16 protein-coding genes are annotated in these 22595 nt (G+C 45.9%); 12 read left to right on the top strand and 4 right to left on the bottom strand.

What is annotated here, in order from left to right:
• The first annotated feature begins 297 nt into the window (after positions 1–297).
• Positions 298–2067, top strand: a complete 1770-nt coding sequence (argS, locus tag ACFQZI_RS07835; protein WP_377140724.1) for an arginine--tRNA ligase — start codon at positions 298–300, stop codon at positions 2065–2067.
• 118 nt (positions 2068–2185) lie between these two features.
• Here the strand turns inward: argS and ACFQZI_RS07830 are convergent, their stop codons facing one another.
• Positions 2186–2479 (bottom strand): hypothetical protein, encoded by a 294-nt coding sequence (locus ACFQZI_RS07830; protein ID WP_377140721.1) that lies wholly within the window; start codon positions 2477–2479, stop codon positions 2186–2188.
• A gap of 918 nt (positions 2480–3397) precedes the next feature.
• On the opposite strand from ACFQZI_RS07830, the gene ACFQZI_RS07825 reads away from it, so the two are divergent.
• The 6 genes from ACFQZI_RS07825 (at position 3398) to ACFQZI_RS07800 (ending at position 10902) form a co-directional block, all read left to right on the top strand.
• A complete protein-coding gene (locus ACFQZI_RS07825; RefSeq protein ID WP_377140719.1) occupies positions 3398–5491 on the top strand; it encodes a HEPN domain-containing protein in 2094 nt (697 codons plus the stop codon).
• Entirely contained in the window at positions 5488–6273 is a 786-nt protein-coding gene (gene cobA, locus ACFQZI_RS07820) for a uroporphyrinogen-III C-methyltransferase (RefSeq protein WP_377140716.1), read from the top strand. The genes ACFQZI_RS07825 and cobA overlap by 4 nt, the downstream gene beginning before the upstream one ends.
• A complete protein-coding gene (locus ACFQZI_RS07815; RefSeq protein ID WP_377140713.1) occupies positions 6251–7756 on the top strand; it encodes a TSUP family transporter in 1506 nt (501 codons plus the stop codon). The genes cobA and ACFQZI_RS07815 overlap by 23 nt, the downstream gene beginning before the upstream one ends.
• A 4-nt stretch (positions 7757–7760) precedes the next feature.
• Positions 7761–8498, top strand: coding sequence for a phosphoadenylyl-sulfate reductase (locus ACFQZI_RS07810; protein ID WP_377140710.1), 738 nt, complete (start codon positions 7761–7763; stop codon positions 8496–8498).
• A 60-nt stretch (positions 8499–8558) separates the two neighbouring features.
• A complete protein-coding gene (cysD, locus tag ACFQZI_RS07805) occupies positions 8559–9464 on the top strand; it encodes a sulfate adenylyltransferase subunit CysD (RefSeq protein WP_377141752.1) in 906 nt (301 codons plus the stop codon).
• Positions 9465–9651: 187 nt separating this feature from the next.
• Positions 9652–10902, top strand: coding sequence for a sulfate adenylyltransferase subunit 1 (locus ACFQZI_RS07800; protein ID WP_377140707.1), 1251 nt, complete (start codon positions 9652–9654; stop codon positions 10900–10902).
• Between the two features lie 156 nt (positions 10903–11058).
• On the opposite strand, the gene ACFQZI_RS07795 is transcribed toward ACFQZI_RS07800, so the two are convergent.
• The 3 genes from ACFQZI_RS07795 to ACFQZI_RS07785 all read right to left on the bottom strand — a co-directional run bounded on the left by ACFQZI_RS07795 (position 11059) and on the right by ACFQZI_RS07785 (position 15273).
• Complete coding sequence (locus ACFQZI_RS07795) at positions 11059–11397, bottom strand: zinc ribbon domain-containing protein YjdM (protein WP_377140704.1); 339 nt, start codon at positions 11395–11397, stop codon at positions 11059–11061.
• 346 nt (positions 11398–11743) lie between these two features.
• Complete coding sequence (locus ACFQZI_RS07790) at positions 11744–12136, bottom strand: hypothetical protein (protein ID WP_377140701.1); 393 nt, start codon at positions 12134–12136, stop codon at positions 11744–11746.
• A 182-nt stretch (positions 12137–12318) separates the two neighbouring features.
• Complete coding sequence (locus tag ACFQZI_RS07785; protein ID WP_377140698.1) at positions 12319–15273, bottom strand: TonB-dependent receptor; 2955 nt, start codon at positions 15271–15273, stop codon at positions 12319–12321.
• Between the two features lie 286 nt (positions 15274–15559).
• On the opposite strand from ACFQZI_RS07785, the gene proB reads away from it, so the two are divergent.
• The 5 genes from proB (at position 15560) to topA (ending at position 22538) form a co-directional block, all read left to right on the top strand.
• The gene (proB, locus tag ACFQZI_RS07780; RefSeq protein ID WP_377140696.1) at positions 15560–16639 is read left to right on the top strand and encodes a glutamate 5-kinase; all 1080 of its coding nucleotides are present in this window, start codon (positions 15560–15562) and stop codon (positions 16637–16639) included.
• 1 nt (position 16640) lies between these two features.
• Positions 16641–17888, top strand: coding sequence for a glutamate-5-semialdehyde dehydrogenase (locus tag ACFQZI_RS07775; RefSeq protein WP_377140693.1), 1248 nt, complete (start codon positions 16641–16643; stop codon positions 17886–17888).
• 66 nt (positions 17889–17954) lie between these two features.
• Complete coding sequence (locus tag ACFQZI_RS07770) at positions 17955–18626, top strand: TIGR02117 family protein (RefSeq protein ID WP_377140690.1); 672 nt, start codon at positions 17955–17957, stop codon at positions 18624–18626.
• Between the two features lie 216 nt (positions 18627–18842).
• Positions 18843–19931 carry a tRNA 2-thiouridine(34) synthase MnmA gene (gene mnmA, locus ACFQZI_RS07765; protein ID WP_377140687.1) on the top strand — a complete coding sequence of 363 codons (1089 nt, stop codon included), beginning with the start codon at positions 18843–18845 and terminating at the stop codon, positions 19929–19931.
• 207 nt (positions 19932–20138) lie between these two features.
• On the top strand, positions 20139–22538 hold the full coding sequence (topA, locus tag ACFQZI_RS07760; RefSeq protein WP_377140685.1) for a type I DNA topoisomerase: 2400 nt from the start codon (positions 20139–20141) through the stop codon (positions 22536–22538).
• Positions 22539–22595 lie beyond the last annotated feature (57 nt).

Here is a 22595-nt window from a genome sequence, read left to right as displayed (position 1 = left end):
AGTTTAAATAACTACAAATCAATGCAATATATGTATTTAGCAGGGTGTCCCGTTTTTAGAAAAACGGGACGGAATGGGACACCCTATTTTGTGACCCGTCCTGAAAAAAGTTTACACTTTCGGTTATTGATCCCGCGTTGGGTTTACACTGTTACAAGTAAACAAAAGTTGCTTACATCCATCACAAAGGCCACAAAGAAAAATGGTACTCTTGCTTCTCCGCTTTGAGAATGAATACGTCAACCAAATTCCATCAACTATCAACCATAAACCATTAACTATTATTATTTTTGCGCGATGGATTTTATTATAGAGGCTGTTGTTAAGGCCGTTAAAGATTTATACCAAACCGATATTGCCGCCAAAGATGTAAACCTGCAGGAAACCCGTAAGGAGTTTGAGGGGCAGGTTACGCTGGTTACCTTCCCATATACAAAAGTATCGCGCAAAGGGCCCGAGCAAACCGGCGCTGAAATTGGCGAATACCTGCAAAACACACTACCCCAAATAGCCGCTTTTAACGTAGTTAAAGGCTTTTTAAATATTGTTATTGCTGATAGCTACTGGCTGAATGCGCTGCACACGGATATACTTACCGATAGCTTCGCGACTGCAAAACCAAACGGTAAAAAGGTGATGGTAGAATATTCATCGCCAAACACCAATAAACCTTTACACCTTGGGCACATCCGTAACAACCTGTTAGGTTTTTCGCTGTCGGAGATCCTGAGCGCGGCCGGGTACGAAGTTATTAAAGCCAATTTGGTTAACGACCGCGGCATCCATATTTGTAAAAGCATGGTGGCCTGGCGCGAGTTTGGCCAGGGCGAAACACCGCAAAGCAGCGGCTTAAAAGGCGACCACCTTGCCGGGAAATATTACGTTTGGTTTGATAAGGCTTACAAACAACAGATACAGGAACTGGTTGAGGAAGGCCAAACCGAAGATGAAGCCAAAAAGAATGCCCCTTTGATAAAAGAAGCCCAACAAATGCTGCAGCAATGGGAAGCCGGCGACGAAGCGGTGATCAACCTCTGGAACACCATGAATGGCTGGGTTTACGAAGGCTTTGATGTTACTTATAAAAACTTAGGCGTAAGCTTTGATAAATATTATTACGAAAGCGATACCTATTTATTAGGTAAGGATATTGTAGAAGAAGGCCTTGCCAAAGGCGTATTCTTTAAAAAAGAAGATGGCTCGGTTTGGATAGACCTTACTGAAGACGGCCTCGACCAAAAACTTGTTTTACGTGGCGATGGTACCTCTGTTTACATCACCCAGGATCTGGGTACCGCTCAGTTAAAGTATGATGATTTTAAGATGGATGAATCCATCTACGTGGTAGGTAACGAGCAGGATTATCACTTTAAGGTGTTGTTCCTAATCCTGCAAAAACTCGGCAAGAGCTGGGCGCAGGGTTTGTACCACTTATCTTACGGAATGGTGGACCTTCCGTCGGGTAAAATGAAATCTCGTGAGGGAACTGTGGTTGACGCAGACGACCTGATGGCCGATATGTTTGGTACCGCCAAAGAAACTACCGAAGCTATGGGCAAGGTGGCCGACTTTAGCGAAGCAGATAAAAATAAGCTCTACCGAACTATTGGTATGGGTGCGCTAAAATATTTCCTGCTAAAGGTTGATCCTAAGAAACGCCTGTTGTTCGACCCGAAAGAGTCTATTGATTTCCAGGGACACACCGGGCCATTCATTCAGTACACCCACGCTCGTATCAAATCGGTGTTAAGCAGAGCAGGTTATGTTGCAGAAAGCAGCACACATGATGTTACCGGACTGGATAGCGTAGAACGCGACCTGATAGTAACGCTTACCAAATTCCCGCAAACCATTCAAGAGGCGGCTGCAAACCATAGTCCGGCGCTGGTAGCCAACTATGTGTATGAGCTGGCTAAAAACTATAACAAGTTTTATCACGAAAAGCCTATTATGCAAGCTGAGAACGAGAACTTAAAACAGTTCCGTTTACAGGTATCTGCCGCGTCAGCAAAAGTCATCAACAAAGCTATGAGCCTGCTGGGTATTGATGTACCGGAACGTATGTAGTTGCAGAGAAGCAAGACAACAAGATATAAGAATCAAGACAGAAAGCCCTTAGCAAAATGCAAGGGCTTTTCTTTTAAGTCTTGTATCCTTACTCTAATTTTCCTGGCTCTCTTAAAACTTATCTCCAGTGCCCTCTTCTCCAAACATAACCACGCTGACCACGTATCCAGTTACCTTGTACATATACGCGGTTAGCACGTGGGCGCACGTAATAGCCATTGCGATAAACATAACGGCGGCCGCTGTACACCCATTCACCGGGCACCCAATAAGCATTAGCATAGGGTGCTACAGGCCTTACATAAACCGGCTCTACCGGCTGCTCGGCAACATAGCCCTCCGTAGCGCATGATGAAAGAAATAACGAGCCTGCTATGGCACCTATCATTCCTATTTTTGATAATGTTTTCATCTGTAGTATGTTTTAATAATAAACTGTACGACGGTTGGGAAATAGAAAGGTTTATTGGAAAAAATGAAAACCTTGCAATCATTCCCTCCCCCGGGAGGGGTGTGCGGGGTTGTGTGCAGGCAGGGAGGGGTTTCTTAGATACGCTTCAACAACCCCTCCCTGCCCTCCCAAGGGAGGGAATTGGAACGCATATGGTTGTATATCTCACTTCTTAAGCTCTGCGTTACCTTGCATTCGTCGCAGGTTTTCTTTCAGAAGACCAGCTAAAACAAAACCATTCCCTCCCTTGGGAGGGGCGCGTAAGGCTGTGCGTTGGCAGGGAGGGGTTTCTTCGATACGCTTCAATAACCCCTCCCTGCCCTCCCAAGGGAGGGATTTTTAATAAATTACCAGCACTAACTTAACCCTACCGTCCTAACTGCGGCCTTGCAATAAGCGGCAGCACTACAATTGCTAAAGCAGAAACGTTAAAAGCTTATTGGACAGCCGCGTGTTTTTTCTTTGGTTCGTTTCTTTTTTGCGACAAAAAAGAAATGAACATCCACTGCCGATTCATATATCACTGCCATACCTAACGAAGAACTAATCAACCCCCAGAGATTGCCTTGGTGCAAGGGAGGTGTTCTTCAGTATATCGCAGAACCCCTCCCTGCCCTCCCAGGGGAGGGAATTAAAATTTATTCCGTCATCCAAAATCAAATCACACTTTTTTTAAATTAATTCTACTAATTCCCTATACTTTATATATATTTGAAACAGAAAAATGAAACAAACAGGATTTACATATTATAACAACTTGATTAACTGCTGTATGTGGGCGGATACATCGTGGTTGTAAGTGTGTAAATAAAGAATACCCGCCTCTTCAGCCAAAGCAGAAGGGGCTTTTTTTTGAGATAACTAAATTACGTACCGAATATGCAGAGCTTCAGAACAGAACTGGAGAACCCGATAGTGGAGCAGGACATCATCGACCTGGAAAGGAAGATCCGAGCTTTTCGAGAGGGTAAGATACACGACGAAAAGTTCAGGAGCCTTCGCCTTGCGCGTGGCGTTTACGGCCAAAGGCAGCCGGGCGTGCAAATGGTGCGTATTAAATTACCATTTGGCAAGGTTACTTTTAAGCAGCTTTTAAAAATTGCGGATATAGCCGACGAATATGGCAGCGGCAACCTGCACTTAACCACCCGTCAGGATATCCAGATCCATTACGTTAGCCTTGACCGTACCCCACAGCTTTGGGCCGAGTTAGAGCAGGACGATATTACGCTTCGCGAAGCATGTGGCAATACAGTTAGGAATGTAACCTCTTCCCCTACTTCGGGTATCGACCCGCTGGAGCCTTTCGATGTTTCGCCATACGCGCAGGCTACTTTCGAGTACTTTTTGCGGAACCCCATCTGCCAGGAAATGGGCCGCAAGTTCAAGATAGCGTTCTCATCAAGCGATGCGGATACCGCTTTTTCTTACATACACGATATTGGCGCGATACCAAAAGTAAATGAGGCCGGCGAACGCGGATTCAAGATCCTGTTAGGCGGCGGACTTGGCGCGCAGCCATTATTGGCAAGTCCGGTGGAGGATTTCCTGCCGGAAGACCAACTGATAACTTACATAGAGGCCATCATCCGCATCTTCGACCGCCATGGCGAACGCAATAACCGTAACAAGGCACGTTTAAAATACCTTATCCAAAAGATAGGGCTTGAGGAAGTTTTGCGCCTCGCTAAAGAAGAGCGCACCGCGCTAAAGGTAAAAAGCTGGCCAATAAACCGCGATACCGTGCCGAAACCTGCACTTCCAGAAGAAATCGAATATACGGAAGTTGAAATAGAAAACCCATTCCGCTACGAGCAGTGGTTAAACACCAACGTGTTTGAGCAAAAGCAAACAGGCTTTTACGGCGTGTATATAAAAGTGCCTGTCGGGGATATTCCGACGGCAACCGCGCGTAAGCTGGTAGATGCCATAAAACCATACGTTGGCGACGAGATCCGCATCACACAAAACCAGGGTTTATTGTTAAAATTTGTGCGTAGAGAAGCGTTACCGGCACTTTATGCCGGCTTGCATGCTTTGGATCTTGCCGCCCCGGGTTTTGACAGTCTTGCGGATGTAACTACCTGCCCCGGCACCGATACCTGTAACCTCGGCATTAGCAACAGCATGACGATGGCCAAGGTGCTTGAAGACCTGATCTACAACGAATATGAGGAGTTTATCTTTAACCGGGAGATCAAGATCAAAATAAGCGGCTGTATGAACAGTTGCGGCCAGCATGGTTTGGCACATATTGGCTTTCACGGCAGCTCGTTAAAAGCGGGTACAAAGGTGTTACCATCGGTACAGGTGATGCTGGGTGGTGGTACGGTAGGCAACGGCGAAGGCCGTGCCGCCGAGCGTGTCATCAAAGTACCTTCTAAACGGGCCACGGACGTTTTAAGGGCGGTTTTGGACGATTATAAGTCTAATTCTCCCGAAGGAGAAACCTTCCATGCCTATTACGACAGGCAGGGTAAAGATTATTTCTACCGCCTGCTAAAACCACTTGCCGACCTGACCACTCTTACCGACGATGAATTTGTAGACTGGGGCCACCAGGAAACTTACGTTTCCGCAATTGGTGTGGGCGAATGTGCCGGTGTGATCATCGACCTGGTAGCTACCCTGCTTTACGAAAGTGAAGAAAAACTGGGCTGGGCAAACGGTGCTTATAACAAAGGTTTATGGGCCGATGCTATATACCATTCATACAATACCATGGTGAGCGCGGCGAAAGCCCTGTTGCTTGATAAAGGCGTTAACAGCAGTACCCAGACCGGTGTGATAAAAGAATTTGACAATAACTACGTGGCCACCGGCGATTTCGCCCTTGAAGGTACTTTTAACGACCTGGTGCTGCAAATAAACAAAAACGAACCATCTGAAGAATTTGCCACCGCCTACAAACAACAGGCAACAGACTTTTTAGAAGCGGTTAAAACAAAAAGAGAGGCAGTACTGCAATCATGATACAAAACAATACAAATATAAGAGAGCCACGCATTACCCTTGTTGGCGCAGGCCCGGGCGATGCAGAGCTGATAACGCTTAAAGGCATCAAAGCCCTGCAAACTGCCGATGTGGTTTTGTATGACGCTCTGGTAAACGATGAAATTTTAGATTTTGCACCTGCCGATGCCGTTAAGGTTTATGTAGGTAAACGCTCAGGAGATCATTCCTTCTCGCAGGATAACATTAACCGTTTGATGGTTGATTACGCCTTAAATTACGGCCATGTGGTTCGCCTAAAAGGTGGCGACCCGTTTGTATTTGGCAGAGGCCATGAGGAACTGGAGTTTGCTGCCGAGCATCAAATCCCTACGCAGGTTGTACCGGGTATTTCAAGCTCGATAGGTGTGCCAGGCTTGCAGGGCATCCCTGTAACGCACCGTGGCGTTAGCGAAAGTTTTTGGGTGATTACCGGCACCACCAGCGATGGCAAAATATCTGCCGACCTGTATGATGCCGCTAAAACCAACGCCACCATTGTGGTGCTTATGGGCATCCACAAACTGGCAAAAATAGCGGAGATCTTCAAAAATGAAGGTAAAGGCCAGTTACCTGTTGCCGTGATACAAAGCGGAACCACCGTTAACGAAAAAGTTGTTGTTGGCGTGGCCGATACCATTGTGGCACTGGCAGCAGAACAAAGCATTACTTCACCCGCACTGATAGTACTGGGCGAAGTAGTTGCATTGCACCCTACATTTAAATTGGTAAAAGAAGTTTATGAGGTTGTTGCCAAAGGATAATAGTTTAACAGAAGTTCGACCTCAGGAGACACAGGGCAACCAATTGTTCCCGGTGTTTCTAAAGCTGAACAACCTGCATACCGTACTGGTTGGCGGGGGCAATGTTGGTTTAGAAAAACTGACCGCCCTGCTCACCAACAGTCCGGCTGCTGCTGTTACTATTATATCCAAGGAGTTTTTGCCGCAGGTGCATGCCCTTGTAGCGCAATTTCCATTGGTAAAAATAGTCCAAAAGTCTTTTGAAGAAACCGACCTCGACAATGCCGACATCGTAATAGCCGCTACTAACGACAGCGATCTGAACAAATATGTTCGCCAATCGGCACATGACCGTAAGCTGCTAATTAACGTGGCGGATAAACCTGAACTTTGCGATTTTTACCTGGGCTCCATTGTGCAAAAAGGAGACCTTAAAATAGCTATATCCACCAACGGTAAATCGCCAACTATAGCCAAACGACTGAAAGAGGTTTTAAGCCAATCCATCCCCGGTGAACTGGATATTACCCTGCAACAAATGGCCGAGGTGCGTAATACCCTATCCGGCGATTTTACGCACAAAGTAAAAGAGCTTAACCGCGTTACCGAAATATTGCTCGGCCCTAAAAAAGCGCCAAGCAACAACAACATCAAATTATTAGTTTGGGGAACTTTTGTGGCTTTCCTGGCTATAACCATTACCGCCCTATGGCTCAAAGACCCTGCATTTAAAAACTATGTGGAAAATATCCCGCCGATGTTTTACTACTTCCTGGGTGCGGGTTTTGTGTTCGCGCTGATAGACGGGGCCATCGGTATGTCGTACGGAGTAACGTCGACTTCGTTTTCACTTTCTATGGGTATCCCCCCTGCCTCGGCAAGTATGGGTGTACATTTATCCGAAATAATGAGCAACGGCATTGCCGGCTGGATGCATTATCGCATGGGTAACGTAAACTGGAAATTGTTTAAGCTATTGCTGTTGCCCGGTATTATCGGAGCAGTAACAGGCGCTTACTTACTTTCGTCATTAGAGCATTACGCGCAGTACACCAAACCGGCTGTATCAGTATATACATTAATTTTAGGTGCGGTAATTTTCTCGAAAGCATTAAATCTGAAAAAGAAGCGCACCACAGGCAAAATAAAACGCATCTCATTATTAGGCCTTGGCGGGGGCTTTATAGATGCCGTTGGCGGTGGCGGCTGGGGATCGATCGTATTGTCAACCTTAATAGCAGGCGGTCGTCACCCACGTTTCTCATTGGGCACGGTGAAGCTATCTCGCTTTTTTATCGCGTTGATGGGTTCGTTAACATTTATTACCATGCTCAATAGCGGGCATTGGGATGCAGTGGCGGGTTTGGTTATCGGCAGTGCGCTGGCATCGCCGGTGGCGGCACGTATCTCTAATAAAATTTCGGCAAAAGCCATCATGATGGCGGTATCAGTAATTGTTATGCTCATCAGCATCCGCAGTATTATTAACTTTTTATTGAGGTGATATAATGGCAGATACTACCTACATAACGCAATTGGTACACGGTAAAAGCCCGGTTGAGGCCTTACAGGCACTGGCAGGATTGTTTCCGGGCGAGATCGTATTCTCTACCAGCTTTGGCTGGGAAGACCAGGTGATCTCGCACATGATATTCGTCAACAACATTCCCATTAAGGTTTTCACGCTGGAGACCGGCCGCCTGTTCCCCGAGACCTATTACGTGTGGAACCGCACCATGGAGATCTACGGCCAGCCCATATACGCCTACTATCCCGACAATAAAAAGCTGGAAGATATGGTGAATGCAAAAGGCCCCAGCAGTTTCTACGAGTCGGTGGCTAACCGTAAGGAGTGTTGTGGCATCCGCAAGATAGAGCCTTTGCACCGTGCGCTTGCGGGTAACCAATGTTGGATAACCGGCATCCGCGCCGAGCAATCGCCAAACCGGGAGGAAATGAGCGATGTGGAATGGGACGAGGGTAACCAACTCGTTAAGTTCCATCCCATCTTTAATTTTAGTTTAGAAGATGTAAAGGCTTACATCAAACAATATAATATACCTTATAATACTTTGCATGACAGGGGTTTCCCGAGCATTGGCTGCCAACCCTGTACGCGTGCGTTACAACCCGGTGAAGATTTTAGGGCAGGCCGTTGGTGGTGGGAAGATCAAAGCAAAAAAGAGTGTGGACTACATGCGGCCTCACCCCAACCCCTCTCCAAAGGAGAGGGACTATTAAAATAACAGTTAAACTGTAGTGATGGGTATTAAACCCATCGCTACTTGAACAGAATAATTAAGGAAATGAGTAAATACCGGTTAGATTACCTGGACGAGTTAGAGGCAGAGGCCATATATATTCTGCGGGAAGTTGCGGGGCAGTTTGAAAAGCCCGCGCTGCTTTTTAGTGGTGGTAAGGATTCTATTACCATGGTGCATCTGGCACTAAAAGCCTTTCGACCGGGCAAGTTCCCATTCCCGCTGGTGCATATTGATACCGGTCATAATTTTGAGGAAACCATCACCTACCGGGATGAGATGATAGCCCGCATAGGCGAAAAACTGATCGTAGGCCATGTTCAAGATAGTATTAACGAAGGCAAGGTGATTGAGCAGAAAGGCAAAAACGCCAGCCGAAACCCGCTGCAAACGGTCACCCTTTTAGATACCATTGCCAAACACGGCTTTGATGCCTGTATTGGTGGAGCCCGCCGCGACGAGGAAAAAGCGCGCGCCAAAGAGCGTATCTTTTCGGTACGTGACGAGTTTGGCCAGTGGGACCCCAAACGCCAGCGCCCCGAGCTTTGGGATATTTACAACGGCAAGATTCATAAAGGCGAGAATGTACGCGTGTTCCCAATAAGCAACTGGACGGAGCTTGACGTGTGGAATTACATCCGCCGCGAGAACATCCCGTTGCCTACCATTTACTTCGCTCACCAGCGCGACTGTATAACCCGCAACGGGCAACTAATGGCAGCATCGCCATTCCTGAATATGGATGCAGATGATGTTGTAGAACGCCGGAACGTACGCTTCCGCACCGTGGGCGACATGACCTGTACCGCGGCAGTAGAATCTTATGCTTTTGAGATTGACGACATAATAGATGAAATAGCTTCATCGAAAATTAGCGAACGCGGCGCCCGCATGGATGATAAAGTAAGCGAAGCCGCCATGGAAGACAGGAAAAAGGGAGGATATTTTTAACTCACCCCCTGCCCCCTCTCTACTTTGTAGAGAGGGGGAGGAAAAGTCAAGAAGCTACCCTCTTTCCGCGCAGCGAAGAGAGGGTGGTCGAGCGAAGCAATGACCGGGTGAGTAAACTACGACGTAAATAAAACAGGGCGTTTAATACCCCCCCTAACCCCTCTCAAGAGGGGAAATATATTAGAGAATGGATATACTAAAATTTATAACAGCAGGCAGTGTAGACGATGGCAAGAGTACCTTGATAGGCAGGTTGCTGTACGATAGCGAAGCCATCCTGGCCGATCAGCTGGAGGCCCTGCATGCTTCGAATCGTAAAAATGACGATGGCACCATTGACCTGGCCATATTAACCGACGGGCTTAAAGCCGAGCGTGAACAGGGCATCACCATTGATGTGGCCTACAAATATTTTGAGACGGATAAACGCAAGTTCATTATTGCGGATGCCCCGGGCCATATCCAGTACACCCGTAACATGGTTACCGGTGCAAGTAACGCGGCTTTAGCCATTATTTTAATAGATGCCCGTAAAGGTGTTATTGAACAAACAACACGTCATTCCTTCCTGGTTTCGCTGCTGCAGATCCCGCAGGTTGTGGTAGCCATAAACAAGATGGACATGGTTGACTATAGCGAAGATGTGTTTAAAAAGATCGTGTCTGATTATAAGAAACTGGCCGCAAAGGTTAACCTTAATAATGTTACCTATATCCCGGTGAGCGCGTTAAAAGGTGATAACATCGTTTATCCCTCATCAAAAATGACCTGGTATTTAGGTGATAGCCTGCTACAGCATTTAGAGAACGTGGAGCTAATCATCGACGATTCATCGGCACATGCCCGTTTGCCTGTGCAATGGGTAGTGCGCCCGCAAACCGACGAACTGCACGATTATCGCGGTTATGCCGGCAGGGTTTCGAGCGGGTCTTTTAAAGTGAACGATAAAGTAACCGTTCTGCCGTCGGGCTTTAGTTCTACCATTTCTAACATAGAGTTATATAATAAAAATTTGGATGAAGCCTTAGCAGGCACATCTGTTACGGTGCACCTTGCCGATGAGATCGACATTAGCCGTGGCGATATTATTGTGAACAGCGCCGGGCAGCCGCAGCTAAGCAACGTTATTGAAGCCGACCTGTGCTGGATGGACACCCGTCCGCTGGATACCGGCATGACCTACCTGGTGCAGCACAATACCAAAACCATTCGCTGCAAAATACAGGAGATCATTTACAAGGTGAACATTAACACCCTCGAAAAAGAACACGACGAAGAGTTCAAACTGAATGATATTGGCCGGATTGTGATCAAAACAGCCGACCCCCTGGCCTTCGACCCATACCAGGTAAACAAGGCCAATGGCGGTGCTATTATAATAGACAGCCGCACCAATGTGACCGTAGGCGCGCTGATGCTGTGCCAATCGGTAGAGTAACCCCGAATAATTTATAATTATTTATATACTGTTAAGTGAAGCGTTACCCTGTGCGAGGTGCAACTCGTGCAGGGTTCTTTGGTTTTAATCAATCCCACATCGCCATACGGACTTTATTCGGGGATAGCGAAGTCATGCACGTTATAACAAGTCGGCTCAGGCTTTCTTAACAAACACCGATTTAAGCGCCATAGCACCGAAACCGTCTATTTTACAATCGATGTTGTGATCACTATTCACCAAACGGATATTTTTGACCTTTGTGCCGGCTTTGATGGTTTGCGAAGTACCTTTTACAGGCAGATTTTTGATGGTTACTACCGTATCGCCGTCCTGCAGGATATTGCCGTTACTATCTTTAACTACTAAAATGTCTTCCGCTCCCTGCTCTTCCGCGGCGGGCCATTCGTGTCCGCATTCCGGGCAAACCAGCATGCTTTCAAGTTCATAAGTATAGGGGGATTTGCAAACCGGGCAAGGGGCTAATTCGCTCATGTATTTAAATTATTAAGGCCGCAAAGTTAATAATTCTTGCTATAACGCGATTAGGTATCCGAATGTGTTTTATAGGCCGACACCATTATCCATGATTATTACACAGCTATACGGATTTCACAATGCATACTAACCGTTTCTAAAAATCCTTGGTTAATGTAGCTTAGTTTTATTTAGTGTAATACGTAATAAATATGGGTCTGTAACAGATTTGGTGTTATAAAACTTAAGGTAGGTTTCTGTGCTGTCTAAAACGGCATATTTAAACTTATCAGCAGCGCCGCAAGAAGAAAGATAGTTTAATTTAATAGTATCATTACTTATAGTGTAAGTCCCAAGGTCTTCCTCAACACCAAGAACATATACTTCGCATCTTAAACCGTCCACTTTGTTTCAAAAAAAGTGATGTGGTGCAGTTTGCAGCGCCTTCCCTGCCTGCAACTAAAATGTTTTCGCTTTCTAATGCCTCATAATTTATAAGGCCATAAGGCCAAATCAGCACAAGAGTTAAAAGCGACAAAACTATCGCTATCTTATATAGACGTAGTTTGTTGCTAAACTTCTCCTTAACAGCAAAACATAACTGCCTAAACACTGCAAAAGCAAGTGTTAAAAACACCACAACAATTGCCAGAAGCACAAACACCACAAAAAAGCCAAACATTCCCTCCCAGTAATAGGAAGTATTAATAACAAGAAATAATATAATTGCGGATAAGACAAGCCTGTTTTTTAGCATACAAGTATTTAGGAATTGCTAACTTACATTCTTTCGCATAAAAAAAGCGGGCAGCTCGCCCGCCCGCTTTTTTGAAAAACTAAATTATACCTAAAAAACAAATAGGATCTTTGTGATAGTTGATAGCATATAGTTCATGGTTAATAGCCAGAGTTGCTTTACTATGAACTATTAACCATTAACTATTTGCTACTGCTCAACAACCCATCCAGCGTAACCGATGCGTAGTAAATGCCGCCGATTGTGGGCCCACCCGCGTATTGGATATAGCGTTTGTTGAATGTGTCTGTAGCGCCAATTTTAAACGTTGCATAGTAGGCCGGTATACGTAAGGTAACCTGCGCGTCAACGGTGTGTATGGCAGGGACTGTCCCGGTAACCAGCGGGCTTTCCCACAGGTATGCCTGCTGCCATTTATACACCACGTTGAAACCTAAATTTTTAACCACCTCACGGTTCCCAAAAGAGAAATTACCGCTCCACTCGGGCGTGTTAAAGCCTGTCACGAAAATATCTGAGGTTTGCTGCGCCTTCAATTTGTTAAAGCTTACGTTGCCGGATACCGTGTACCTACGATAAAAGTTATAACTCAACCCGGCAGACGAACCATAGTTATTGTAAACATTTTTAGCGTTGGTGTAAACCCGGTATCGGCTTTGCCCCTGGCTGGCTGCGTTGTTGGCTGTTGCTGTCGTAGGGTCGCGGTTAATATCAAGCATAGCTAAAACAGCCGCGTCTGTTCCAACCGTTGTTCCATTCGGCACAAATACCTGCACCTGGCCCAGGAAGCCGTTGTAACGGTTGGCGTAGGCATCTATATCCAGGAAAACTTTATTATCAAAGAAAATACCTTTATACCCTACCTCAAATGAAGTGATCTGTTCCGGGCGTGCTTTTGGCAGGTCGGCCACCTTTAGCAAGTCGCGGTTTGCTAAGGCGGTGGCATCATCGCCGGTGGTTGATTGTGCTTTTACGGCAGCGTTAAACGCCGTTACCGATTGTTGGGTATAGCTGTTATTCAAATAACCCAAGCCCTCATTAATGAATTCTAAACTACCCACACGCTTAACACGGCCATTATTTACGTAAGATAAAGCTTCAAATAATGACGGGAAGCGGTACCCGTTCTGGAACGTGAACCTGAAATTATGATTGTTTGTTGGCGAATATACCGCAGCCAAACGTGGTGTAAACTTTGGAGAGAAATAAGGGTTGCGATCCCAACGGACAGACCCGAATAATTTCAACTTCTCATCAAAAAACGTTTTGGTTACCTGTGTAAAGGCCCCGTATTTTTTATAGGTAACGTTATCGCCAAAGCTGCCATCGGCAAGCGGTGTATTACGGTCGGCAATGGGGCGGGTAAAATCAACAAAGTTATTACCATCAGGTGTTATAGCGTAAACACGTACATCGGCACCAACTAACAGGTCAATAAATTTTACGTGTTTGGTAAGGTCCCATTGCGCCTCGGCATTGTACATCTTGCTTTTCTGCACCAGGGCAGCACCGCCTGTTACCGGCGCATTAGGTATCAGGCTCGATCTGATATCCCAGTTATTGATACCGATGATCGTTTGCCTCAGATCGTTAAATGCCTGCGTGCCGGGCTCTACCCTGCCGGCATCTGCAGCGGCACGGGCGGCATCATTAGCGGCAGCAAGGTTAGCCGATGTTAACGCGCCGCCGTGGGTGTTGGCGTAAGCGGTTAAAGCATTTTTGTAAGCCGTACCCCATGCCGAGTTACTGGCATGGTTCAGGTCAAGGTTATCGGCCAGTGGTTTTACGTTGAACGATTTACCGGTATTCTCGATAGACTCGTAAGCACGTATCAAAAAGTCGGTCCCTTTTAATTCCACCTTGTGGTTTTGTACAGATGCACCATTCAGTGATATTTTGTTACCACGCTGAAAAACACCATCCATATTGCCATAGCGGTAAGTGTAAGATAGTTGTGTAGTAGGTGTTATTTTGTATGCCAGCGTACCATCAAGTTTAAGGTTGGTTACTTTAGGGTCAACCAGGTCAACCTCATTGTAGCCGGTACGGGCAACAGTTAAATTAGGCCTTGCCACGCCATCAACCACAATTCCTTTTATAGATACGGTGTTGCTGCCTGCCAGCGCGTCATCGCCATATTTGTTCCAGCCATCGTAAGCAGCGTTGCTTGTACCGGTAAGTTCCGGGTATGCCGGGTTTGCGGTTTTCAAATTGCCGGGGTTTTGATCCAAACGGGTGTTCGATTGCCAATCCTTACCGGTGAGATAGCTGGCGTTAACCTTAAACGCGAACTTGTCGTTCCAGGCTTTCGCGTAGCGGATAGCCGTTTCATTGATAGCGCTTGGGCTAATACCTATTCCATCCACATGGTTGATGCCTGTACGATGATAAAAGCTAAGGCCCTGCGTTTTAAACGGATCTTTAGTGAACAAATTAGACAAGCCGTTTATGGCATTTGTACCATACAAAGCCGCGGCGGCGCCCGGGGTTAGCTCTATACTGGCAATATCCAGTTCTGTTGGGCCAATGGCATTACCAAGGGGCACACCAAGCGTGGCCGACTGCATGTCCACCCCGTCTGCCAGTTGCATAAACCTAAAGTTATTGGGGCTATTAAAGCCTCGGGTATTGGGTACTTTGAGGGTAATACTTGTAGTGGTCATCTGCACACCTTTAACATTTTCCAGCGCGTCGTAAAAGCTTGGGCCCGGCGATTGCTTAAGCGCGGTAATGCTCAATTTTTCTATTGCTACCGGCGATCTCAACAACTTTTCTTCCCTCCGCGATGCGGTAACCACCACTTCATTTATCAGCAGGGCCTGGGTTGATAGCTGCACATTTATAGAGCTGTTAGCATTGCGGATCACAAACTCCTGCGTTTGGAAACCTACACCTGTAAAAACCAGTGTGAATGGTAATTTGGCGTTGGTTTGTAGTGTAAATTTACCTGTTGTATCTGTAGCAGTGCGATTCTCGGTGCCTTTGATGGTCACGGTTATACCTATCAGAGGCTGGCCATGGTCATCATTCACTTTACCACTAAGGGCATAATTACCATTTAGTTGAGCCGACGCAAACGCCGGCAAAAGAGTTAAAAAGAGCGTAATAAGTTTTAAGAAATTTGTAAAAGATTTCATCGAATTCAGGTTGAAAAAAATTGAAATAAGTTATTGTTTGTTAAAATCCTCGGATGGGATTAACAACAACAGCATGCAGTTAGGCGCTGCATTTGGGTCATTGAACTTGAAGTAAAGGCAATAAAATAATACATTGTCTATAGAATAAGTAGACAAAAGTATAAATTCTTTGTCACCCACCAAATAAAATCGTATTATTTTATAAATAATATTTAGATAACCTGCTAAAAAGCCGCCGTTTACACAGGAAATACGTATTATTGTCGACTAAACTGCTATACTTTAAATGTCGTTCAACTACCGCCGCATCATCATTAAAATAGGTTCTAACGTTATAACCCGTGCAGATGGCCTGCCCGATGTAGAGCGCATTTCGCATTTGGTAGACCAAATAGCAGCCATTAAAAAACAAGGTATCGAAGTGATACTGGTATCATCGGGCGCGGTAGCATCCGGCAGGAGTTTGATCTCCGTTTCCGAAAAGTCCGATGCGGTGTCCATCCGTCAGTTACTGGCATCCATCGGCCAGGTAAAGTTGATCAACATTTACTCCAGTCTGTTCGAAAAGTTTAACATCTTGTGTTCGCAGGTATTGGTAACCAAAGAGGATTTTCGCGACAGGCTGCATTATCTCAACATGCGTAACTGTTTAGAGATACTGCTGCAACACCAGGTTATCCCGGTCATTAACGAGAATGATGTGGTATCGGTAACTGAATTGATGTTTACAGATAATGATGAACTGGCAGGATTAATAGCCGCCATGTTGAACGCTGAGGCGCTGATAGTATTGAGCAATGTAGATGGCATTTACACCGGCGACCCCAAATTAGAAACTTCAAAAATAATACAGGAAGTAAATGACGAAGGTTTGGATTTTGCATCATTCGTAAGTTCGGGTAAATCGCAGTTTGGGCGTGGTGGCATGATCACCAAATCAACCATAGCGCAAAAAACAGCTAAACTGGGCATAGCGGTACACATCGCCAATGGCACAAAACATAACGTCCTTACAGATGTATTGGCTAATAAGATTACCCATACCTGCTTTAACCCTACCAAAAAGGCATCGGGCAAAAAGAAATGGATAGCCCACTCAGAGACCGCCGCTACAGGCGTGGTGCAAGTGAACGATGGCGCCAAAGCAGTACTTACCTCTAATAAAGCATCCAGTTTGCTGCCGGTAGGTATTGTTGATATAATATCCGATTTTAAAAAGGGCGAGATCATTAAAATTGTAGACGGGCATAACAAAACAATCGGCCTTGGCCTGGCCGAATACAGTTCGGAAAAAGCCCGCGAACTAACCGGACAAAAAAACCAGAAAGCGCTGGTACATTACGATTACCTTTATTTGCAGGGATAACATGAGCTATAAACACTACTTTGAGAACGCACTGATTGCCGGCAGAAATGCCGCGCTATCCCCTGCTGTTATAAATAAGGTTTTATTGGATGTGGCTAAAGCGGCTGTTGAGCAAACCGATTACTTACTGCAGGAAAATCAAAAAGACCTGGCCCGCATGGACAGTGCCGACCCAAAATATGACCGCCTCGCGCTTACTGCCGACAGAATAAAAGCCATAGCGGGCGATATTGAAAATGTGGCAGGGCTGGATAGTCCGCTGGGGAAGGTGTTATCAGATAAAGTACTGCCAAATGGTTTGCAGGTAAAAAAAGTGCGTGTGCCGTTGGGCGTAGTGGGTGTGATTTATGAGGCAAGGCCAAATGTTACGTTTGATGTTTTTGCCCTGTGTTTTAAAACCGGCAACATCAGCATATTAAAAGGTGGCGGCGATGCCGATAACTCCAATAGAGCTATCATTAAAATCATTCACTGTGTATTAACGGCACATGGTATCGATACGAACTTTGCAACCCTGCTGCCTGTGGAACGCGAAGCTACCGAAGCGCTGCTTAACGCGGTTGGCTATGTAGATGTACTGATACCCCGGGGAAGTCAGTTGCTCATTAATTATGTGCGCAACAGCAGCAAAGTTCCCGTTATTGAGACGGGTGCCGGTATTGTGCATACTTATTTTGATGAAACCGGCGACCTCGAGAAAGCCATCTCCATAATAGACAATGCCAAAACCCGCCGTGTAAGCGTTTGTAATGCGTTGGATTGCCTCATCATCAACAGCAAACGCCTTGGCGACCTGGTACACATTACCGAACCACTTGCCGCCAAACAAGTACAACTTTATGCCGATAAAAAAGCTTTTGAGGTGCTGAATGGTCACTACCCTGCCGAATTTTTGCAAGAAGCCCAACCCGAACATTTTGGCACCGAGTTTCTATCCATGAAAATGTCTGTAAAAACGGTTGATACCTTAGAGCAGGCTTTGCAGCACATCGCCATCAACAGCTCCAAACATAGCGAGGCCATTATATCTGAGGATGAACTGAATATCGAAACGTTCCTGAACCGTGTTGACGCGGCAGCGGTGTACGTAAACACCTCAACCGCCTTTACAGACGGCGCGCAGTTTGGCCTCGGCGCGGAAATTGGTATCAGCACCCAAAAGCTTCACGCCCGCGGCCCAATGGGGCTGGAAGAGTTAACCAGTTATAAATGGATAGTTAAAGGGAATGGGCAGGTAAGGAAAGGGTAAAAATTCTTTTAGCCAATGGGTCACTTTTGATAGCAAAAAGTAATTAAGTACATAAACCTTACTCAATTGAAAAAATTCCTCAAGATCACTTTAAGTGTAGTTTTAGGGTTAATAGCCTTTATCGCGTTGTACCTAATGGCAGCCTTTGGGCTTTCTAAAATAGCTGTTGAAGCAGAGCCTGCACCCGCGCAAACCATCGAAATTTATATCCTTACCAACGGAGTGCATACTGATGTTGTTGTCCCTATTAAAAACGACCAGATAGACTGGAGTAAAGAAGTAAAGTTTGAAAACACGGTTAGCAAAGACACTACCGCTAAACTAATCGCCTTTGGGTGGGGTGATAAGGGCTTTTATCTCAATACCCCTACCTGGGCCGATCTTAAATTCAGCACAGCGTTTAAGGCGGCATTCGCGTTAAGCACATCGGCTATACATGCTACTTATCATAAACAGTTGGTAGAAAGTTCTTCCTGCAAAAAGATAGCCATTAGCGAAGAGCAATACGCCCGTTTAATTACATACATCCAAAACAGTTTTCAAAAAGATGCCAACGGCCATGTTATCAATATAAAAACCAATGCCAACTACGGCGAAACTGATGCGTTTTACGAGGCAAACCGCCGTTACAATTTATTCTACACCTGTAACACCTGGGCCAACAACGCCCTAAAAGCCTGCGGCCAGCGCGCCTGTTTATGGACGCCAATGGATAAACCGATATTCGCCAAGTATTAGAGCTGTACTTGCGCTCGTCTTTGACGAGTGCTTAACGTAGTCCTGCGATTATATCGCGTCGCAGACGCTAAACCATTTTAAGCACTCGTTATAAACGCGCGCAAGGTGAGAAATCCAACATATCAATAAAATCCACCTAATCCCGGTCCCATTTTACCCTCCTCTGACCCAAGCCGCAATCATCATAAATACTAAAACCTTATCTTTGCAGCCAATATGAGTAAGCACGGTAGGATCTTAGTGGCAATGAGTGGTGGCGTTGATAGTTCTGTTGCAGCGGTGATGCTGCATGAACAGGGCTATGAGGTTATTGGCCTTACCATGAAAACCTGGGACTATGCCGCAAGCGGTGGCAGTTCTAAAGAAACCGGATGCTGTAGCCTGGACAGTATTAACGATGCCCGCGCTTTGGCCGTTGGCTACGGCTTCCCGCATTATATATTGGATATCCGTAACGAGTTTGGCGATTTTGTGATCGATAACTTTGTGGATGAATACCTTGCCGGCCGCACCCCTAACCCATGCGTGCTTTGCAACACCCACATTAAATGGGAAGCCCTTTTAAAACGCGCCGATAAACTCGATTGCGAATTTATCGCGACAGGGCACTACGCCAACATCCGCGAACAGGATAATGGCCGCTACGTCATATCAAAAGGTAAAGACGAAAATAAAGACCAATCATACGTACTTTGGGGAGTGTCGCAGCAAAATTTGGCACGTACCAAATTCCCGTTAGGCAGTTTCTCTAAACCGGAGATCCGCCAGATGGCCGTTGATATGGGCCAACTGGAACTGGCAGGCAAAAGCGAAAGCTATGAGATCTGTTTTGTGCCCGATAACGACTACCGCGCGTTCCTGCGTCATAAAGTTGAAGACCTTGACGAGCGTGTAGGCCCGGGTAATTTTGTATTAACAAACGGCACTGTTGTAGGCAAACACCAGGGCTATCCTTTTTACACCATTGGCCAGCGTAAGGGTTTGGGTATTGCTTTAGGTGTGCCGATGTTCGTGACCAAGATACAGCCGGAAACCAACACGGTGGTATTGGGCACTATTGAGGAATTGGAAAAGAAAGAAGCCTGGGTGCGCAACCTTAACCTGGTTAAGTACGAAAGCATTAAAGAACCTATTGAGGCAGTTACAAAGATCCGCTATAAAGACGCCGGTACCGAAAGTAAGATCGTACAAATAGGCGACCATATGAAAGTATCGTTCGACCACATGGTATCGGGTATCGCTCCCGGGCAGTCGGCTGTTTTCTACGAAGGCAGCGACCTGTTGGGTGGTGGATTTTTGATTTAATATATGTTGTAAGGTTAAAAAGTTTGAATGTTGTAAAGTTGTTTTCTTTACATACACCAAACTTTATAACCTTATAATTACATACTCCCTTTAGGCTAACAATGCCTCAAAACATTCAAACTTTAAAACATTACAACCTTTCAACAGTATAATTAATTTGCGTTTCTACCGCATTTTATGTTTTCTTTGCAAAAAAACACCCGCTTAATGGCTAAAAATTTACTCATAGTTGAATCTCCGGCGAAAGCCAAAACCATCGAAGGATACCTGGGCAAGGACTTCACCGTAAAATCCAGTTACGGCCATATCCGCGACCTTGTAAAGTCGGAAGATGCTATAGATATCAACAACAACTTCAACCAAAAATACGAAGTACCCGCCGATAAGAAGCAGGTAGTGAGCGAATTAAAGAAGTTAGCTAAAGAGGCAGATATTGTATGGCTCGCGTCCGATGAGGACCGCGAGGGAGAAGCTATATCATGGCACTTATATGAAACTTTAGGTTTAAAAGAGCCGGACACCCGCCGTATTGTTTTCCACGAGATAACAAAACCGGCTATTATGCGTGCCATCGAAAATCCGCGTAAAATAGATTATAACCTGGTAAACGCCCAACAAGCCCGCCGCGTTTTAGACCGTCTGGTGGGTTTTGAGCTTTCGCCCGTATTATGGAAAAAGGTTAAACCATCGCTTTCGGCAGGCCGTGTACAATCGGTAGCCGTTAGGTTAATTGTTGACCGTGAACGCGAGGTAAATAAATTTACTGCCGAGGCCGCGTTTAAAATAGTGGCCCTGTTTGGTAAAGGCCGCGATGCGTTTAAGGCAGAATTGCCGGAGCGTTTTGGCAAGCAGGAAGATGCCGAGAAGTTTTTACAGGATTGTATCAACGCCATATTCGAGATAAAATCGCTGGAAACAAGGCCAACTAAACGCTCGCCTGCCGCGCCCTTCACTACATCTACCCTACAGCAGGAAGCCAGCCGTAAGCTGGGTTACTCGGTAGCGCGTACCATGCAGGTGGCACAGCGCTTGTACGAATCTGGTTACATCACCTATATGCGTACCGACTCGGTAAACCTGAGCGATACAGCTTTAAATGCTGCAGAAAAAGAGATAACATCTGCTTATGGCGATAAATACCATCAGTTAAGAAAATATAAAACTAAAAATGCCAGCGCGCAGGAAGCCCACGAGGCCATTCGCCCTACCTACTTTAACAACCATACTATTGATGGCGAAAGCAACGAGAAGCGCCTTTACGAGCTGATCTGGAAACGCGCTATTGCTTCGCAAATGAGCGAAGCACAGTTTGAGAAAACCGTCGCGAAGATCAGTATATCAACCCGTAACGAGGACCTTGTCGCCAACGGTGAGGTAATGAAGTTTGATGGTTTCCTGAAAGTTTACCTGGAAAGCAGCGACGAAGAAGAAGATAACCAAACTGCCGATGGCGAGAACGCCATATTGCCGCCATTAACCAAAGGCCAGAAATTAGACCTCCGGGAACTATCTGCTACCGAGCGTTTTTCGCGCCCGCCTGCACGTTACACCGAGGCAAGTTTGGTAAAAAAGTTAGAAGAATTGGGCATAGGCAGGCCCTCAACCTACGCCCCTACCATATCTACCATCCAAAACCGCGGCTATGTGGTTAAAGAAGAGCGAGAGGGCCGTCAAAGGAACTTCCGTGTGATTACGCTTAAGGGTGGTAACATCAGCAAAGAAACCAAAACGGAAAATACCGGTGCCGAACGTGGCAAGCTATTTCCTACTGATATTGGCGCCGTGGTGAACGACTTTTTGGTGCAGCACTTTAACGGTATTGTTGATTTTAACTTTACCGCCGGTGTAGAAAAACAGTTTGATGAGATTGCCCAGGGCATGCAGGACTGGACAAAAATGATCCGCAAGTTTTATGATCCGTTCCACAAAGATGTACAAAACACCATAGAAACGGCAGATAAGGCAACCGGAGAGCGCGAATTAGGCGTACACCCCGAGAGCGGCAAAAAAATATCGGTACGTATTGGCCGTTACGGACCATTTGTGCAGGTTGGCGATAACCCGAGCGACGACAGCGAAGAAAAACCTTTATATGCAAGCTTACGCACCGGCCAGAGTATAGAAACCATTAGCCTGGAAGAAGCCCTTGAGCTTTTTAAACTACCTAAATCCCTTGGCGAATATGAAGGTAAGGTAATGAAGGTAGCTATAGGCCGTTTTGGCCCATACATAAGCCATAACGGAGCATTTATATCTGTACCAAAAGAGATAGATCCGCTTGATGTTACCCACGAACAGGCAATTGAGCTGATAGAAGCTAAACGTAAAAAGGATGCCGAAAGGTTAATAAAATCCTTCCCCGAGGATGAAACCGTAAAGGTTCTGAACGGGCGTTGGGGGCCATATATTGAATTTGGGAAACTGAACGTTAAGATACCTAAAGACATAACCGACCCTACTACCCTTACCTATGAGCAATGCAAGGCCTTAGCCGATGCCATGCCTAAGGATGCTAAGAAAGGGCGCTTTGGTAAAGCCGCACCGGCAGCCAAGCCTGTAGCAAAAAAAGCGCCGGCTAAGAAAAAAGCGGCAGCAAAGAAGAAATAGTAATTGGTTATTTAGGTGAATGGGGAGTGGTTACATTTTGATAACCATTCACTACTC

Source organism: Mucilaginibacter lutimaris, from assembly GCF_042676625.1.
In the GTDB taxonomy this organism is placed as follows: domain Bacteria; phylum Bacteroidota; class Bacteroidia; order Sphingobacteriales; family Sphingobacteriaceae; genus Mucilaginibacter; species Mucilaginibacter lutimaris.
This window is presented reverse-complemented; position numbering and strand designations above follow the sequence as displayed.

Coding starts and splice junctions, on each gene's coding strand:
- ACFQZI_RS07795 (WP_377140704.1), bottom strand. CDS start 11,397: ATGAGCGAATTAGCCCCTTGCCCGGTTTGCAAATCCCCCTATACTTAT.
- ACFQZI_RS07785 (WP_377140698.1), bottom strand. CDS start 15,273: ATGAAATCTTTTACAAATTTCTTAAAACTTATTACGCTCTTTTTAACT.
- ACFQZI_RS07830 (WP_377140721.1), bottom strand. CDS start 2,479: ATGAAAACATTATCAAAAATAGGAATGATAGGTGCCATAGCAGGCTCG.
- ACFQZI_RS07775 (WP_377140693.1), top strand. CDS start 16,641: ATGAGCTATAAACACTACTTTGAGAACGCACTGATTGCCGGCAGAAAT.
- mnmA (WP_377140687.1), top strand. CDS start 18,843: ATGAGTAAGCACGGTAGGATCTTAGTGGCAATGAGTGGTGGCGTTGAT.
- argS (WP_377140724.1), top strand. CDS start 298: ATGGATTTTATTATAGAGGCTGTTGTTAAGGCCGTTAAAGATTTATAC.
- ACFQZI_RS07800 (WP_377140707.1), top strand. CDS start 9,652: ATGGATATACTAAAATTTATAACAGCAGGCAGTGTAGACGATGGCAAG.
- cobA (WP_377140716.1), top strand. CDS start 5,488: ATGATACAAAACAATACAAATATAAGAGAGCCACGCATTACCCTTGTT.
- cysD (WP_377141752.1), top strand. CDS start 8,559: ATGAGTAAATACCGGTTAGATTACCTGGACGAGTTAGAGGCAGAGGCC.
- topA (WP_377140685.1), top strand. CDS start 20,139: ATGGCTAAAAATTTACTCATAGTTGAATCTCCGGCGAAAGCCAAAACC.
- proB (WP_377140696.1), top strand. CDS start 15,560: ATGTCGTTCAACTACCGCCGCATCATCATTAAAATAGGTTCTAACGTT.
- ACFQZI_RS07825 (WP_377140719.1), top strand. CDS start 3,398: ATGCAGAGCTTCAGAACAGAACTGGAGAACCCGATAGTGGAGCAGGAC.
- ACFQZI_RS07810 (WP_377140710.1), top strand. CDS start 7,761: ATGGCAGATACTACCTACATAACGCAATTGGTACACGGTAAAAGCCCG.
- ACFQZI_RS07815 (WP_377140713.1), top strand. CDS start 6,251: ATGAGGTTGTTGCCAAAGGATAATAGTTTAACAGAAGTTCGACCTCAG.
- ACFQZI_RS07790 (WP_377140701.1), bottom strand. CDS start 12,136: ATGCTAAAAAACAGGCTTGTCTTATCCGCAATTATATTATTTCTTGTT.